Origin of the sequence: Cryobacterium breve (genome assembly GCF_027594785.1) — a bacterium.
Taxonomy (GTDB): Bacteria; Actinomycetota; Actinomycetes; order Actinomycetales; family Microbacteriaceae; genus Cryobacterium; species Cryobacterium breve_A.
Genome location: NZ_CP075584.1, coordinates 3,130,950 through 3,145,852, shown reverse-complemented (window position 1 = coordinate 3,145,852; position 14,903 = coordinate 3,130,950). Strand labels below are relative to the sequence as shown.

General features: G+C 68.8%; 11 protein-coding genes and 3 pseudogenes. 3 read left to right on the top strand and 11 right to left on the bottom strand.

The genetic code is table 11. The features are described from left to right. Positions 1 to 2 precede the first annotated feature (2 nt). Positions 3 to 1,259, bottom strand: coding sequence for an AAA family ATPase (locus KIV56_RS15305; protein ID WP_281534119.1), 1,257 nt, complete (start codon positions 1,257 to 1,259; stop codon positions 3 to 5). Between the two features lie 2 nt (positions 1,260 to 1,261). After that, a complete protein-coding gene (locus tag KIV56_RS15300) occupies positions 1,262 to 1,897 on the bottom strand; it encodes a hypothetical protein (RefSeq protein WP_281534118.1) in 636 nt (211 codons plus the stop codon). Between the two features lie 148 nt (positions 1,898 to 2,045). Here KIV56_RS15300 and KIV56_RS15295 point away from each other — a divergent pair, with 148 nt between their 5' ends. Continuing rightward, a complete protein-coding gene (locus tag KIV56_RS15295; RefSeq protein ID WP_281534117.1) occupies positions 2,046 to 2,348 on the top strand; it encodes a helix-turn-helix domain-containing protein in 303 nt (100 codons plus the stop codon). Between the two features lie 67 nt (positions 2,349 to 2,415). Here KIV56_RS15295 and KIV56_RS15290 read toward each other — a convergent pair whose 3' ends face one another. Beyond that, complete coding sequence (locus tag KIV56_RS15290; RefSeq protein ID WP_281534116.1) at positions 2,416 to 2,988, bottom strand: hypothetical protein; 573 nt, start codon at positions 2,986 to 2,988, stop codon at positions 2,416 to 2,418. A gap of 185 nt (positions 2,989 to 3,173) precedes the next feature. On the opposite strand from KIV56_RS15290, the gene KIV56_RS15285 reads away from it, so the two are divergent. After that, positions 3,174 to 3,611 (top strand): Rv3235 family protein, encoded by a 438-nt coding sequence (locus KIV56_RS15285; protein WP_281534115.1) that lies wholly within the window; start codon positions 3,174 to 3,176, stop codon positions 3,609 to 3,611. On the opposite strand, the gene KIV56_RS15280 is transcribed toward KIV56_RS15285, so the two are convergent. Further along, entirely contained in the window at positions 3,598 to 4,323 is a 726-nt protein-coding gene (locus KIV56_RS15280) for a TetR/AcrR family transcriptional regulator (RefSeq protein WP_281534114.1), read from the bottom strand. The two genes, KIV56_RS15285 and KIV56_RS15280, sit on opposite strands and share 14 nt — an antisense overlap. 112 nt (positions 4,324 to 4,435) lie before the next feature. Here KIV56_RS15280 and KIV56_RS15275 point away from each other — a divergent pair, with 112 nt between their 5' ends. Further along, on the top strand, positions 4,436 to 5,962 hold the full coding sequence (locus tag KIV56_RS15275; RefSeq protein WP_281534113.1) for an MFS transporter: 1,527 nt from the start codon (positions 4,436 to 4,438) through the stop codon (positions 5,960 to 5,962). Positions 5,963 to 6,040: 78 nt separating this feature from the next. Here KIV56_RS15275 and secA read toward each other — a convergent pair. From secA to mtrA, 7 genes and pseudogenes are all read right to left on the bottom strand, one after another. Beyond that, positions 6,041 to 8,866: pseudogene (gene secA / locus KIV56_RS15270) on the bottom strand (preprotein translocase subunit SecA). Positions 8,867 to 9,039: 173 nt separating this feature from the next. Further along, positions 9,040 to 9,747: a ribosome hibernation-promoting factor, HPF/YfiA family gene (gene hpf, locus KIV56_RS15265; protein ID WP_281534112.1), complete on the bottom strand. Its 708-nt coding sequence runs from the start codon at positions 9,745 to 9,747 to the stop codon at positions 9,040 to 9,042. Positions 9,748 to 9,846: 99 nt separating this feature from the next. Then, positions 9,847 to 10,464 (bottom strand): ComF family protein, encoded by a 618-nt coding sequence (locus tag KIV56_RS15260; protein ID WP_281534111.1) that lies wholly within the window; start codon positions 10,462 to 10,464, stop codon positions 9,847 to 9,849. 144 nt (positions 10,465 to 10,608) lie between these two features. Then, the gene (locus tag KIV56_RS15255) at positions 10,609 to 11,598 is read right to left on the bottom strand and encodes an LpqB family beta-propeller domain-containing protein (RefSeq protein WP_281534110.1); all 990 of its coding nucleotides are present in this window, start codon (positions 11,596 to 11,598) and stop codon (positions 10,609 to 10,611) included. A 100-nt stretch (positions 11,599 to 11,698) separates the two neighbouring features. Further along, positions 11,699 to 11,833, bottom strand: a pseudogene (locus KIV56_RS20600) (hypothetical protein); the annotation flags it as partial. A gap of 620 nt (positions 11,834 to 12,453) precedes the next feature. Next, a pseudogene (gene mtrB, locus KIV56_RS20595) lies at positions 12,454 to 14,164 on the bottom strand (MtrAB system histidine kinase MtrB). A gap of 7 nt (positions 14,165 to 14,171) precedes the next feature. After that, complete coding sequence (mtrA, locus tag KIV56_RS15235; protein ID WP_281534107.1) at positions 14,172 to 14,852, bottom strand: MtrAB system response regulator MtrA; 681 nt, start codon at positions 14,850 to 14,852, stop codon at positions 14,172 to 14,174. Positions 14,853 to 14,903 lie beyond the last annotated feature (51 nt).

Sequence of the window (14,903 nt, the reverse complement as noted above, 5' to 3'; positions counted from 1 at the left end):
CTTCAGACCGCGGGAGCCCGGCGACGCCACGGCATCCGCCCCAGGCCCCGGCTTCGCTCCGGAACAGGAACGGGCAGAAGCTCCCGGTGCACCAGCCGCAGGATGCCGGCGCGGGCGGGCGACTTCGGCGCGGTATCGCGCAGCGTGCGTCCGGTCAGCACGGCGGCATCGGCGCCCGCCTGGTCGTGCGGGATCAGGAACGGGGCCTGGATTCCGCCGAACCGGCGGAGCGCGGCGACGACCTGCCGGTTGGCGTCGATGCCGACGGCGCTCGGTCGAACCCGGTTCATCACGACGCTGACCCTGTCGGTCGAGACCGCCTCGGCGAGCTCGGCCCAGGACCGCAGGAACCGAGCGAGCCCGACCGGGTCAGCGAGCCCGCACGCCACGACGTGGTCCGCCGCCCGGAGCGCCGTGAGTGTCGCTGCGTTGCGCCGCGGCGCGAACAGGTCGCTCGAGATCTCCTCGTCGCTCTCCAGACTGGACCCGGTGTCGAGCACGACGTAGTCCACCCAGTTCCGGAGCACCTCGATGGTCTTCGAGACGCGCTCGCCGGTCAACTCCGGCCAGCGCGAAGGCCTCCCGATGCCCGTGAGCACCCAGAACGCGCCGCGCGGCGAGGTGTAGCGCTGCGCGATCCGTTCGAGTTCCGGCCGGGTGAGGCTGTCGGTCCCGGCGAGACGGCAGGCCGCGGCGAAACCGGGCGATTCGTCGAGCATCCCGAGGGCCGGCGCGATCCCGCCTCCATAGCTGTCGACGTCGACGAGCGCAACGGTGTGCCCCTCCGCCGCGATCTCGGCGGCGACGTTGATCGCGAGCGTCGTGCGACCCGGCGCTCCGGAGGGCCCCCAGACCGCGATCACGGTGCCACGGGCGGGCACCGGGCGGGAGGCCTCGCGTTCGGTGACCCGCAACGGGATCACCACGCCTGCCTCGATCATCGCTTCGATTCCGGCCCAGGGCGCCGTTGCGTCGATCACCTCGAGGAGGCCGAGCCCCGCTGCATGCCTGCGGTCCTGGTCGGTCCCGGCGAGCGCGATCACGCGCACTCCGTGCTCGTCACACGCCCGGATCACGGCGACACTCAGCGTCGCCCGTGCAGCGCTGACGAGCGCGACATCCGCCTCGGTGCGGTCGAGGACCGCGAGCAGTTCCCCCGCCCCCGACAGCCGGGCGAGTACGGCGTGCCCGTACTGCACGATGTCCGCCAGGAGGCGGTCCTCCGTCGAGCGGTCGAGCGCGAGCAGCAGCCGGGCCATGATCAACCGCCGAGTGGCTGGTTGGCCGGAACGACCGCGATCGCCGCGCGGTTGGCGATCGCGGTAAGCACAGCGGCGACGACTTCACTCGGCACCCGGAGCTCGACCGAACGGCGGCTGGTCCCCACCGAGAGTCCACTCGGCTCGAGCACGCGCACCACTCCGGCTCGACCGACGAGCACCGTCGGCGGTCCGAACTCCCCACGCGCGGTCTGGGGCGAGGACCAGACGTCGACGACGGCGCCCGGCACGACGGCTTCCGCGAGGGCGTCGGTCAGCTCGACGACGACCGTCGTGACGCCGGCGTCAGCGGATGCGCCGACCGCGGACACCGGGATCAGCTCGCCCGCTGCGACGGTCCGGGCCAGGACCAGGCCGTCAGCGGGCATCCGCTCGGGCGTCACGTAGAGCGGGAGCGCGCCGTCGAGGCGGACCTGGCTGAGCTCGAGGTCGGCGGCCGTGACCCGGTCGCCGACCATGAGGGCGTCGCGGGCCGCGTAGACGGCTGTCGTGCGATCGCTGCCTGCGACGACCAAAGCCACGCCGCCGACCGCACCGAGCACGAGGACGAGCCCGATGAGCAGGCGCGGATCGAACCAGACTCCCGGGCGTGGTGCCCGTTTCGGCCTCGAGACCATGGCTGCCCCTCTCCCCGGCGCGGGCGCCTGCCGCCGCCCGCCGGATCATTGGTGTCTATCGTCGCCGTTCCCGCGCCGCGGCGGGAAAGTTATCCACAGGCTGCCGCTCTCCCGGCGGAACGCCGCCGGAACCGCCGATAATCGAACCATGAATGCTCCAGACGACTATCGTGGGCTGGGCCGCTTCCTGACCCTCGCGGACACCGCCGACATCCTCGCCCTCACTCTGGCCGAGGTCAGCGAGCTCGTGCACACGGGTGAGCTGCCGGCCATCAGGATCGGTCCGTCCGCTCCCGAGCGGATGCAGCACTGGCGGGTGGAGCGGGTCGTGCTCGAGTCGTACATCGAGGCCAAGTACGAGGAGGCCAGGCGGCTGTCGTTGTGGGAACAATCCGACTACGCGAACATCCCCGAGCTCTCCGGCGGCACGATCATCCGGCCGCCTGCCTGAACCTCGGCCGGCACGGTCAGGATCAGTACCGTCAGGATCAGAGCCGGCAGGCTCAGTACCGGGACAGTCAGGGCAGGCACAGCAGCTGGATCTCGGCGAGGGGGACGATCCGGTACTGCCGGACCTCGGAGGTACGGCGCGGCACCCCGCGGTCGTGCATCGCGAGGTCGAGGTGGTCGCGGCCGATCCGGTCGATCGTTCCGCTGAGGAGACCTCCCGGGGTGTGCACCTCGACGAATTTGCGCCGCCTGGCCAGGTCGCGGAGCACGAAGGCGAACCCGATCCGGTCGACGACCCCCGACTCTGGTTCCGCCGGCGCGGCGAGGGAGGCGCGCACCTCCGCAGATTGCAGGATCACCCCCGCGATCGCAGCGATCGGAACGACGCACTGCGGAGCGCTCAACGCGGGGACACCGGGCGGGGTCGTCCCGGCCGACGCCGAAGCCGGGTCGAGGATCTCGGCGGCGAGCCAGTCCCGCCCGAACGTCGTCGGACGAACGAAGAGAGTCGCACCGGAGGCGAGCACCAGCCGCAGGACGCCGCTGCCCGCGCCGCTCAGGCTCATCAGCCGGTGCCGCAGCGACAACCGGCCGAGCCGGAGACGTTCCTCTTCCGCGCGCAGGCTCGAGGTCCTCGGCATTCAGCTCGTGTTCGAGCTGTCCCTCGAGGTCGTCGAACAGATTGTCCCAGCGCACACGTCGACGCTAACTCGCCGCAAACCGGGGCGCCGTGTTATCCACAGGACATATAAGCGCTCGACACCGCCGGCCTCTGCTGATTGAGTAGCGAACCTGTACCTCAGCACCCGGAACCCCCGGAGGAGCCATGAGCGATCCAGTCGGTAAGAGTGAGCAGGCGAGCGCCCGAGTGGAACGGTTCGCCGACGAGGACTACTTCGGGCTGCAGCCGAGTTCCCGCCGGCAACTGCCGGACCCGGAGCCGCTGCTCATCAACCTCACCCGGTGCGTGATCGAGGTGCTCTCCGGGGCCCGCGAACTCGACCAGCTCGCCCGCTGGGTGAGCGACGATGTCTACCGCCACCTGCTCAAGCGGGTCGTCCTCTCCAACAGGGCACGGGCGATCAAGGGCCTCCCGGCGCAGCGGCCCACGATCTCCATCGGCAGGGTCACCATCACGGAACCGAGGGACGGCGTGGTCGAAGCGGTCGTCATCGTGCACAGCAAAGTACGGGTGCGCGCGGTCGCCCTGCGCCTCGAGGGGCTCGACAACCGGTGGCGGGCCAGCGCGATCAATGTGCTGTGACGGCCGGATCCGCTGCAGGAGGCGCCTCAGGGGCCGAGCCGGACCCGGGGTCGGCTCCCGAGCCGGCACCCAGGCCGACCGCGGGCAGGATCACCCCGTCGATCAGGGAGATCAGGAAGTCCCGGTTGACGGGCTTGCGCTCGAACAGGACCCGCATCGAGGCCATGGCGGTGGTCACGGTCGCCAGGTTGTCCACGTCGCTTGTCGGCGAGATCTCGCCGCGCTCGATGGCACGGCGCAGCAGGAACCGATGGGCGGTCACCCGGGGTTCGACCACGGAGAGACGGGCGGTCTCGGCGAGCTCGGGCGAGTGGGCGAGCAGGGACATCAGTCCGGCTATGACCCGAAGCTTCTTCTCGCCGTCCTCGATCGAGTGCGGCTTGATCATGGCGATCAGATCCCCGCGCAGTGTTCCGGTGTCCGGCAGCTGGGACAGGTTCAGGTCACCGTTCTTCATGCACGCGACCGCGTCGATGACGAGTTCGCCCTTCGACGGCCACCTCCGGTAGAGGGTGGCCTTGCCCGCTTTCGCCCGGGAAGCGACCATGTCGATGGTCATGCCGTCATAGCCGCATTCGGCAAGCACGTCGACGGCAGCAGCGAGGATGTCAGGGTCACGGGTATGGTCCCGCCTGCGACCGAGCTTGACGGGCTCCGCCTCCTCGGCGGGGTCATCCTCGGCCGGGCCGAGTTGCGTCATCGCCACACTCACCGCTCTCTGATCGAACTCTTCTGATCGAACTCTTCTGATCGAATGTTACCCGGAGGTAAATTCAGGAACTGTTAAGATCCGGAACTCCACAGTATCGTATATAGTCTCCTTCATGCCAAAGACTTCCGCCACTTCTTCCACTCTCACGAGCGCACCTGTGCCGCATTCCCGGCGCTGGTGGACCCTCAGCACCGTCGCCCTCGCCCAGCTCATGGTCGTGCTCGACTCGACCGTGGTCAACATCGCCCTGCCCTCCGCGCAGGCGGACCTCGGCTTCTCCAACGGAGACCGGCAGTGGATCATCACCGCGTATTCGCTCGCCTTCGCGAGCCTCCTGCTGCTCGGTGGACGCCTGTCCGACCTCATCGGCAGGAAGCGCACCTTCATCATCGGCCTGATCGGCTTCGCCGCCGCCTCGGCTCTCGGCGGCGCGGCAGGCACCTTCGGGCTGCTCGTCGGCGCCCGCGCCCTGCAGGGTGCGTTCGGCGCTCTCCTGGCCCCGACCGCCCTCGCCGTGCTCACCACGACCTTCACCATCCCGAAGGAGCGCGCCCGCGCTTTCGGCATCTTCGGCGCGATCGCCGGTGCCGGCGGCGCCGTCGGCCTGCTGCTCGGCGGCTTCCTCACCCAGAACCTCGACTGGCGCTGGAACCTCTACATCAACATCCCCATCGCCGTGATCGGGGTGATCGGCGCGGTCATCTTCGTCGACCACCTCGAGCGCACCGGCCCGCGTCCGAAGCTCGACATCCCAGGCACCATCCTGGTCTCCGGCGCACTCTTCGGACTCGTCTACGGGTTCTCCAATGCCGAGACCGACGGCTGGGACTCGCCCCTCACCTGGGGCATGCTCGCGGGAGCCGTCGTGCTCCTCGTCGCCTTCGTGCTCTGGCAGCGCCGAGCCGCACATCCGTTGCTACCGCTCGCGATCGTGCTCGACCGCAACCGCGGCGCCGCCTACCTCTCGGTACTGATCGCGGGTGCCGGCATGTTCGGCATCTTCCTGTTCGTCACCTACTACCTGCAGGTCTCGCTGCACTACACCCCGGTCCAGACCGGCCTGTCGTTCCTGCCGATGATCGGGATGCTCGTCGTCGCGGCCCAGCTGTCGACGAATATCTTCGTGCCCCGGTTCGGGCCGAAGATCATGGTGCCGTTCGGCATGACGCTCGGCGCGCTCGGGATGATCTATCTGACTCATCTCGACCTGAACAGCACCTATGCTGCCGACGTGCTGCCGCCGCTGATGATCCTCGGTTTCGCGATGGGCTCGATCATGCCCGCCTCGATGCAGACGGCGACGCTCGGCGTCGACCGCCAGTTCGCCGGCGTCGCCTCCGCGATGGTGAACACGAGCCAGCAGGTCGGCGGGTCGATCGGGACGGCGCTGCTCAACACGCTCGCCGCGACGGCAGCGACCAACTTCCTGGCCGCGAACACCCCGCTCACCGCTGCGGTGGCCGCGGATGCCGCGATCCACAGCTACGCGGTCGCATATTGGTGGGGCGCCGGCTTCTTCGCCGTCGGCGCCGTCCTCGCTGCGCTGCTCTTCCGGCGGATGGGCCATGGCGTGTCGCTGTCGAACCCGCACGGCACCCCCGCGGCCGCGCCCGCCGAGGCCTCGGTCCCGGTGCACTAGCCACCCACGCCGCACACACACGACGGAAGGCCGGGTCCCGTGGGACCCGGCCTTCCGTCGTGTGTGCGGCGAGTGGTGTTACTTCTTGCCCTGGGCCCGACGTTCGGCACGGTTGACCGGAACGGCCGGCGTCCCGGAGTCGCGCTGGCCGAAGGCGCCGCGACGCGGAGGCCCGGCGGGAGCCGCGGTCTCTGCCGCCGGGGTGTCGCCTGCGTTCGCGTCCGTCTCGGCCCTGCGGGCACGGTCGGTCGCGGCCTGCTGGATCTGCCCGCGCTGGTTGCGCACCTCGACTCCGCCGGAATCGCTCGGTGCGGTGTAGCTGAGCTTGTCGGCACCGGAATCGTCGCCGGGCGTGAGGCCCTTCGCGACGACGACCGGCGCGGCGACGGGATCGGGCGCCTGGTTGACCTCGACCTCGAGGTTGAAGAGGAAGCCGACGGTCTCCTCGCGGATCTGCCCCATCATCTGCTGGAACATGGCGAAACCTTCACGCTGGTACTCGACGAGCGGGTCGCGCTGGGCCATCGCTCGGAGGCCGATGCCGTCCTTGAGGTAGTCCATCTCGTAGAGGTGCTCGCGCCAGCGGCGGTCGATCACCGAGAGCACGACCCGGCGTTCGAGTTCGCGCATGGCCGGGGAGCCGAGGCTGCCCTCGCGCTTCTGGTATGCGACCTTGGCGTCGGAGAGGATCTCCCTGCGCATGAAGTCACGGTTGATCCTGCCGCGGTTGCCGGCTTCGGAGATGACCTCGTCGATGGTGATGCCGACGGGGTAGAGGGTCTTGAGCTCGGTCCAGAGTGCGTCGAAGTCCCAGTCGTCGCCGTTGCCCTCGCCGGTGTGCACGCTGAGGACCTCGTCGATCACGTCTTCCAGGAAGCGCTGGGTGCGCTCGTGGAGGTCGTCACCCTCGAGGATGTGGCGGCGGTCGCCGTAGATCGCTTCGCGCTGACGGTTGAGCACGTCGTCGTACTTGAGCACGTTCTTGCGGATCTCGGCGTTGCGGCCCTCGACCTGCGACTGGGCGGAGCGGATGGCGCGGCTCACGACCTTGGATTCGATCGCCATGTCGTCGGGCACGCCCTGGCGACTCATCAGGCTCTCGGCGGCTCCCGCGTTGAAGAGGCGCATCAGGTCGTCGGTCAGGGACAGGTAGAAGCGGCTCTCGCCCGGGTCGCCCTGGCGTCCGCTGCGCCCGCGGAGCCTGGTTGTCGATGCGGCGCGACTCGTGACGCTCGGTGCCGAGCACGTAGAGGCCACCGGCCTCGACGACCTTCTCGGCCTCTTCGGAGACCTTCGCCTTGACTCCGGCGAAGACGTCGTCCCATTCGGTCTCGTATTCGTCGGGCGTCTCGATCGGGCTAAGGCCCTTCGCGTTCATCTCGGCGACGGCGAGGAATTCGGCGTTGCCACCGAGCATGACGTCTGTGCCACGGCCGGCCATGTTGGTGGCGACCGTGACGGAGCCGAGGCGACCGGCCTGGGCGACGATCGCGGCTTCCCGCGCGTGGTTCTTCGCGTTGAGCACCTCGTGGCGGACGCCGCGCTTGGCGAGCAGCCGGGAGAGGTACTCGCTCTTCTCGACGCTCGTCGTTCCGACGAGGACCGGCTGGCCCTTTTCGTGCCTGCCGACGATGTCCTCGACGACCTGGCCGAACTTGGCCTCCTCGTTCTTGTAGACGAGGTCGGACTGGTCGATGCGCTTCATCGGCTTGTTGGTGGGGATCGAGACCACGCCGAGCTTGTAGGTGCTCATGAACTCGGCGGCTTCGGTCTCGGCGGTTCCGGTCATGCCGGACAGCTTCGAGTAGAGCCGGAAGTAGTTCTGCAGGGTCACGGTCGCGAGGGTCTGGTTCTCGGCCTTGACCGCGACGCCCTCCTTCGCCTCGATGGCCTGGTGGATGCCCTCGTTGTAGCGTCGGCCCATCAGGATGCGACCGGTGTGCTCATCGACGATGAGAACCTCGCCGTTCATCACGACGTAGTCCTTGTCCTTCTTGAACAGCGCGTTCGCCTTGATCGCGTTGTTCAGGAACGAGATCAGCGGGGTGTTCGCCGATTCGTAGAGGTTGTCGATGCCGAGGTAGTCCTCGACCTTTTCGATGCCGGGTTCGAGCACGCCGACGGTGCGCTTCTTCTCGTCGACCTCGAAGTCGACCTCGGGAACGAGCCGCTTGGTCAGGCTCGCGAACTCGGTGAACCAGCGGTTCGCCTCGCCGGATGCCGGTCCGGAGATGATGAGCGGGGTGCGTGCCTCGTCGATCAGGATCGAGTCGACCTCGTCGACGATCGCGTAGTAGTGGCCGCGCTGGACCATGTCGGCGGCCTGCCACGCCATGTTGTCGCGCAGGTAGTCGAAGCCGAACTCGTTGTTCGTGCCGTACGTGATGTCCGCGAGGTACTGTTCGTGGCGCTGCGCGGGGGTCTGGCCGGAGAGGATGCACCCGGTGGTCATACCGAGGGCGCGGAACACGCGGCCCATCAGCTCGCTCTGGTAGCTCGCGAGGTAGTCGTTCACGGTGATGATGTGCACACCGCGGCTCGTGATGGCGTTCAGGTAAGCCGCAGTCGTCGCGACGAGCGTCTTGCCCTCACCGGTCTTCATCTCGGCGATGTTGCCGAGATGCAGGGCCGCCCCACCCATGAGCCTGCACGTCGAAGTGACGCAGGCCCAGGGTTCGGGTCGAGGCCTCGCGCACGGCGGCGAACGCCTCGGGCAGCAGGTCGTCGAGCGACTCGCCGTTCGAGTAGCGTTCCCGCAGCACGACGGTTTCGTTCTTCAGGCTCCTCGTCGGTGAGCTGGCTGAAGTCTTCTTCCAGCGCATTGATGGCTTTCGCATACTGCTCAAGACGACGCAGGACGCGTCCTTCACCAACACGAAGAACCTTTTCAAGGATTGAGGCCACGAATGCACTCCACTAGTCACGGCGCCGTTACGCCTGTCGTCTCGGTGAGATGAACCAGGGTCTGGCTGCTCACGCGACGGATTGAACCACGCCGGCACTGTTGTGCGCCGGTGTGCGGCAACTATAACAATGCTAGTTGGTCAGGGAGTGCACTCGACGGCCTACCGGGCGCCTTACTCGGCGGCGACCCGCAACTCCTCGCTGTTCTCATCCAGTTCGATGACCCCGTAGTCCCAGCCCTTGCGGCGGTAGACCACACTCGGCCGGTTCGTCTCCGAGTCCTGGAACAGGTAGAAGTCGTGCCCGACGAGTTCCATGAAGTAGAGGGCGTCGTCGACGGTCATCGGGGCAGCGGAGAAGACCTTGCGGCGGATGACGACCGGCGTGTAGACCTCGTCCGCTTCTTCCTCGGCTGCGGTGGCCGCGGCGGCCGCCTCCGACTCGGTGGGACGGATCACCCGGATGACTCCCGTGCGCACCTCGTCGAGGGTTTCGGCGTCGGCCGGCGTGATGTCGACGACGCTGAAGTCCACGGATGCCGCGTCGTGCAGGGAGGTGGGCCGGTGCGCTCCACCACGGTGCAGCTTCTGGCGGTCCTTGGCGCGGCGCACGCGCTCGAGGAGACGTCCGAGTGCCACGTCGAAGGCTGCGTACTTGTCCGAACCATCCGCTTCAGCGCGGACGATGGGACCCTTCCCGATCAGGGTCAGCTCGACCCTGTCGTTGCCCGTTGCGGACCCCTTCTCGCGGTTCCGGCTGAGCTTGACTTCGAGGGCGAGGGCTTTGTCGGCCAGGCCGGCGATCTTCTCGGCCTTTTCCGACGCATATGACCGGAAACGATCAGTGATCCCCAGGTTTCGTCCGACGATGTTAGTTTCCATGACGACCTCCAGATCTGGCGAACCGCCCGGTCCCGGGCGATTGGTGCGCGCCTTTAGCTCCACCGTAGCCCTGCCGGCAGGAGAAGTCACCGCAATTTGTCAATCGGTTTCTGATGAACGTTGTGTGACCGGAAGGCGTCTCCGGGTTTCCGCGAGGGCGGCGACGCCCACGACCTCTCCCCCGGCTGCGAGGATGGCGCGACGCGCTTCCAGGACGGTGGCGCCCGTCGTGACGATGTCGTCGACGAGCAGGCAGCGCACCCCGGTCAGGGAGCGCCGGGCGCGGAGCGACTCGTCCCGGTTCCTGGCCCGGGCGGCACGGTCGAGCCCGACCTGGTCGGCGGTCTCCCTGGTGGTGAGCACGCGGCTCGGCGCGAGTCCGGACCGGCAGAGGAGCAGCTCGACCGGAAGGTACCCGCGCGCCCGCCAGGCCCGTCGCGACGAGGGAATCGTGACCAGGCGGATGCCGTCGCCCCGATGCTGCCGGGCACCGCGCGTTTCCACAGCGCCTTCGGACTGCACTGCACCTTGGGACTGCACTGCACCTTGGGACTGCTGAACCGCGGCGAGCGCGGCCACGACGGCGGCGAGGAGCGCAGGGGCGAGCGCGGCCGCGGCATCCGTTCGCCCGCCGTCCTTGAAGCTCGCGATCACACGACGCGGCACACCGGCATAGTCGAGCCCCGCCCAGACCCGGAGCCCGCCACGCTCGGTCACGCGCACGGCAGGGGGCCAGGCGGGCGCGACAGGCCGCGCAGAGCGCACGGTCCGGCGCCCCGCATCCGCTGCACGCCGTGGGCAGCAGAACGGCCCACGCGTCCAGGATGGCCCGCCGCGCGGCCCGTGTCGCTCCGGTTCCGGTCACGCCGCCAGACTGGTCCCCCTGCCGCGATCCCGTGGCCGCGGGCGCGCACCGGTGCGTGCCCGGTCGGTCGTCGGCCCTGTGGAGGACGGGCCCTCGGCTACCCGCCGATTCCCTGCTGGGTGGCCACGAGTGTCACGTCGTCGATGCGCTCCTGCCAGCCGACTCCGCGCTGCACCATCAGGCTGCCCGTTGTAGCGAGTGCGCGCACATCGCGCAGGGTGTTGCTCCCCGTGATGGACGCGCTCCCGGGCGCTGACTCGATGCTCGAGCCTGACGCCGCCGAGCTGCTGGGTCACGATCCGGTCCTCGCCGGTCGGGAGCGCGACGAGGTACGCGACCGTGAGCTCGTCGATCCAGGTGGCGTCGAGGGGGGTGCCTGGGACGGTCTGGAGCTGGACCTCCTCGCCCAGGGCGACCGGGACGAACTTGTCCCGCTTGATCGCGACGATCACGAAGCGGGTTTCCGTTCCGGAGGTGAGCAATGCGATCAGCCGGGTCCCGTCCCGCGACACCCGCAGCGCCACGATTCCGGAGGCCTCCGGCCAGGAGGTCGGTACGGCCGTCGCATCCCCGTTGGGGCTGTAGACGAAGAGCTCGCCCGGACGGTTCGCGGGCACGGACCACACGTATCCGAAGTTGTCGACGGCCGGTGCGATGAGGCCGGGCCGCGGATCGAGTAGTTTCGCGACCTCGCCGACCCGGACGGCGGAGACCCCGGTCGCGGCACGCGCCGCCGCGACGGTCTGACCCGGTGAGAGGGTGACCGCCGTCGGCCCGAGAGCGACGACCTGGTCGGAGAGGCCGGGGATCGGGGTGACCGTCTTCCCGGCGGCGGAGAGGAACCCGAAGGCGCCCTGCCGGAGCACAAGCGCACGGGCATCCACCCGCGGGTTGACGATCGGTGCGTTGGCGCCGAGGTCGCCGAGGTCCTGGGAGTTCTGGTTGATCGAGATCGTCACGGTGATGCCCGTGGGGAGGCTGCTCATGAGCCTGCGCCCGCATCCGCTGCAGGGTGACCCTGTCCGCGTTCAGGGCTTCGCCGTTGAGGTCGACCTTTGCATCGCGCGACACGACCTGCACGGCATCCGCTGTGAGCTTTGTTCCGTCGGGGAACGCGGTGACGACGGCCCCGCCCAGCCACGGGCTCGGCCCGTGCAACACGCCGTTGACGATCTTGGTGAGGGTGGCGCCCCCGCGCGGGAACCAGCGCAGGTCGGGCACCAGGAACGCGAAGCTCGAGTCGAAGAAGTAGAGGGCCTGGGAGCCTGAACACGTCGGTGAACGTGGTCTGGTCGACGACGGTGCCGTTCGGCGCAGCGCTGATCCGCCACTGGTCGCCGACCTTTTGGAACTGGTAGCGCAGCACAACGGGCGAGGGAGACTCCACCTCGTGGTATTCGCCGATCCCGTCGACGTCGGCGATCGGATTCACCGAGAACTGCATGGTCTGGCCGTCGACGGGAACGATGGTGCGTGCGGTCCCGTCGTCGACCGTCACCCCGGCATCCGCGGCCCAGGCGCCGCTGAAGCCGGGGGCGAGGAATTCGCGGGCGATCGCGTAGTCGTTCTCCGGGCTGGTCTGGGCGTCGATGAAACCGCGCAGGATGCTTTCCTGGCTGGCGTCGGCCTGCGGGTGCGACGGCAGGAAGACGGGTGCGGGGTTGTCCCCCGCCGAGACCGCCTGCCCGGTGCGAACGCTGCCGCTCCGTGGAATCCCCGAGCATCCGCTGAGCAGGACCGCAAGCACGAGCAGCGCGGCGAGCGTGCCCCCTGCGCGCCCGAGTCCCCCTCGACGGGTCGCCCGGGTGTCCCTGGTTGCACGGCGAATGCCGCCGCTTCGGTCAGTCATGGGTCGCTCCCTCACCGTGTTGGGCGCCCTTGATCCCGGCCCTGCCGACCTCGCCGAGCGTGAGGCGCGGCGGCGTGCCGTCGGACCCGGCGTCTTCGGGCGGCAGCGGGCTCGGCGAACTCAGGATCTCGCCGCGCGCGGTCCGAGGCAGGGTCAGCCGGAAGCACGAGCCCTTCCCCGGGCTCGACCAGACCTGGAGCCAGCCGCGGTGCACGGTCGCGTCCTCGAGGGAGATCGACAGGCCGAGGCCCGTGCCGCCGATGGTGCGCTTACGGGACGGGTCGGCCCGCCAGAACCGGTCGAAGACGTGGTTGACGTCGACCTGGCTCATACCGAGGCCGTAGTCGCGCACCGAGAGCGCCACTGCGGTCTCGTTGCTGTCCACCGAGACGATGACGGGCTTGCCCTCGCCGTGCTCGATCGCGTTGCCGATCAGGTTGTGCATGATCCGGCGGATGCGGCGGGGATCGACCTCGGCGTCGAGGTGCCCGCCCGGCGCGACGAGGTTGAGCCGGGTACCCTTGGATTCGGCCAGGGATCGCAGGCCCTCGACGGCGTCGGCGGCGAGGTGAACGAGGTTCGTCGGCTCCGCCTCGAGCTCGACGGACCCGGCGTCGTACTTGCTGATCTCGAGCAGGTCCGCGAGCAGGAGTTCGAACCGTTCGACCTGGGTGTGCAGCAGGCTCCGCGGTGCGGCTCGTCGCCGGGGGAACGCCGACCGCTGGTCGTAGAGCATGTCGCCGGCCAGCCGGATCGTCGTCAACGGGGTGCGCAGGCTCGTGCGACACGTCGGAAACGAAGCGCTGCTGTACCTCAGAGAGGTCGGCGAGCTCCTTGATCTGGCTCTGCAGGCTGTCGGCCATCCCGTTGAACGACCGGGCGAGGGTCGTGATGACGTCGTCGCCCTTCACAGGCAGCCGCACGCCGAGGTCCCCGGAGGCCAGCCGCTGGCTGGTCTCGGCCGCGACCCGGATCGGGGTCACCACGAAGCGCACGACGATCCAGGTCACCGCGCCGATCAGGATGATGAGCAGGAGCCCGGCGATGCCGAGGGTGCGCTGCACGAACTGCAGGGTCGTCTCCGCCTCACCGAGGTTGTAGCCGATGTAGAGCTCGTACCGGCCGGCGACGGGGACGGTGATCTGCGAACCGACGACGATCCCGGCGACCTGGCCGCCGTCATCCGTCGCGAGGGCCACCGACTGCCAGAACTGGGTGCCGGGCGCGCCCTGCACCGCCGTGCGCAGCTCGGGCGAGATGACTTCTGTCGAGTCGCCGAACGTCGAGAAGTCCTGGGGCGCTGCTGTCGACGGGTCCTGGCCGGGAACCCGGAACACGGCGACAAGCCGGCTCGAGGACGCCGCGGAGATGGCGCTGCGCGCCGAGGCCAGCAGGCTCTGCACCTGGACCCGGTCCGCCGCGTCCGAGGAGTCCAGGATGCCCTGGGCCGCGCTCGTGGCCCGGTTCGAGTCGAGCTCGACCTGGCTGAGCCGGGATTGGAAGAGGTCGTTGCCGACACTCACCGAGACATACACGCCGACCATGACGATGGCGATGCCGGACAGCACGACCGTGATGGTCACGGTGCGGAACTGCAGGGAGGCACGCCAGGTGCGAAGCAGTCGGGCGCGCCAGGATCTCCAGTCGCGCCAGTCGCGCCACCCCCTGCGCCATGTTCGGGCAAACCCGGTCGGTTCGGCCATCCGGAGCCTAGATGGCCGCGCCGGCCCGGTACCCGACACCGCGGACCGTCATCACGATGCGGGGGTTGTCCGGATCATCCTCGACCTTCGCACGGAGGCGTTGCACGTGCACGTTCACGAGCCGGGTGTCGGCCTTGTAGTGGTAGCCCCACACCTGTTCGAGCAGCATCTCCCGCGTGAAGACCTGCTGGGGACGGGACGCGAGGGTGAGGAGGAGGTCGAATTCGAGTGGGGTCAGGCCGATCTGCCGGTCGCCGCGGCGCACCTCGTGCCCGGCGGCGTCGACGGTGAGGTCGCCGATCGACAGGTTCGCGGGCGACTCCGTGGACACGGGCCGCAACCGGGTTCGGATCCGGGCGACGAGTTCCTTGGGGTTGAACGGTTTGACCATGTAGTCGTCCGCGCCGGATTCGAGGCCCTTGACCACATCCGTCGTATCGGTGCGTGCGGTGAGCATGATGATCGGCGTCCCCGATTCCGCGCGGATCAGGGTGCAGACCTCGATGCCGTCCAGGCCGGGCAGCATCAGGTCGAGCAGGACCAGATCGGGTTTGACCGTCCGGAACGCGTCGAGCGCGAGTGAGCCGTCCTCGCAGAAGTGAGGGTCGAAACCTTCACCCTGCAGCACAATGCCGATCATTTCCGCCAGCGCGGTGTCGTCGTCGACGACCAAAATGCGTGCGTTCATCCAACCGTTTTCCGCTTAGGTCACCGGAGGGAATACTCCCGGTGAGTCATG

What these genes read in the sequence shown, in the direction of transcription:
- KIV56_RS15295 (WP_281534117.1), top strand. Translation starts at nt 2,046, where the DNA reads ATGAATGCTCCAGACGACTATCGTGGGCTGGGCCGCTTCCTGACCCTC.
- KIV56_RS15255 (WP_281534110.1), bottom strand. Translation starts at nt 11,598, where the DNA reads ATGAGCAGCCTCCCCACGGGCATCACCGTGACGATCTCGATCAACCAG.
- KIV56_RS15290 (WP_281534116.1), bottom strand. Translation starts at nt 2,988, where the DNA reads ATGCCGAGGACCTCGAGCCTGCGCGCGGAAGAGGAACGTCTCCGGCTC.
- mtrA (WP_281534107.1), bottom strand. Translation starts at nt 14,852, where the DNA reads ATGAACGCACGCATTTTGGTCGTCGACGACGACACCGCGCTGGCGGAA.
- hpf (WP_281534112.1), bottom strand. Translation starts at nt 9,747, where the DNA reads ATGGAAACTAACATCGTCGGACGAAACCTGGGGATCACTGATCGTTTC.
- KIV56_RS15300 (WP_281534118.1), bottom strand. Translation starts at nt 1,897, where the DNA reads ATGGTCTCGAGGCCGAAACGGGCACCACGCCCGGGAGTCTGGTTCGAT.
- KIV56_RS15305 (WP_281534119.1), bottom strand. Translation starts at nt 1,259, where the DNA reads ATGGCCCGGCTGCTGCTCGCGCTCGACCGCTCGACGGAGGACCGCCTC.
- KIV56_RS15275 (WP_281534113.1), top strand. Translation starts at nt 4,436, where the DNA reads ATGCCAAAGACTTCCGCCACTTCTTCCACTCTCACGAGCGCACCTGTG.
- KIV56_RS15285 (WP_281534115.1), top strand. Translation starts at nt 3,174, where the DNA reads ATGAGCGATCCAGTCGGTAAGAGTGAGCAGGCGAGCGCCCGAGTGGAA.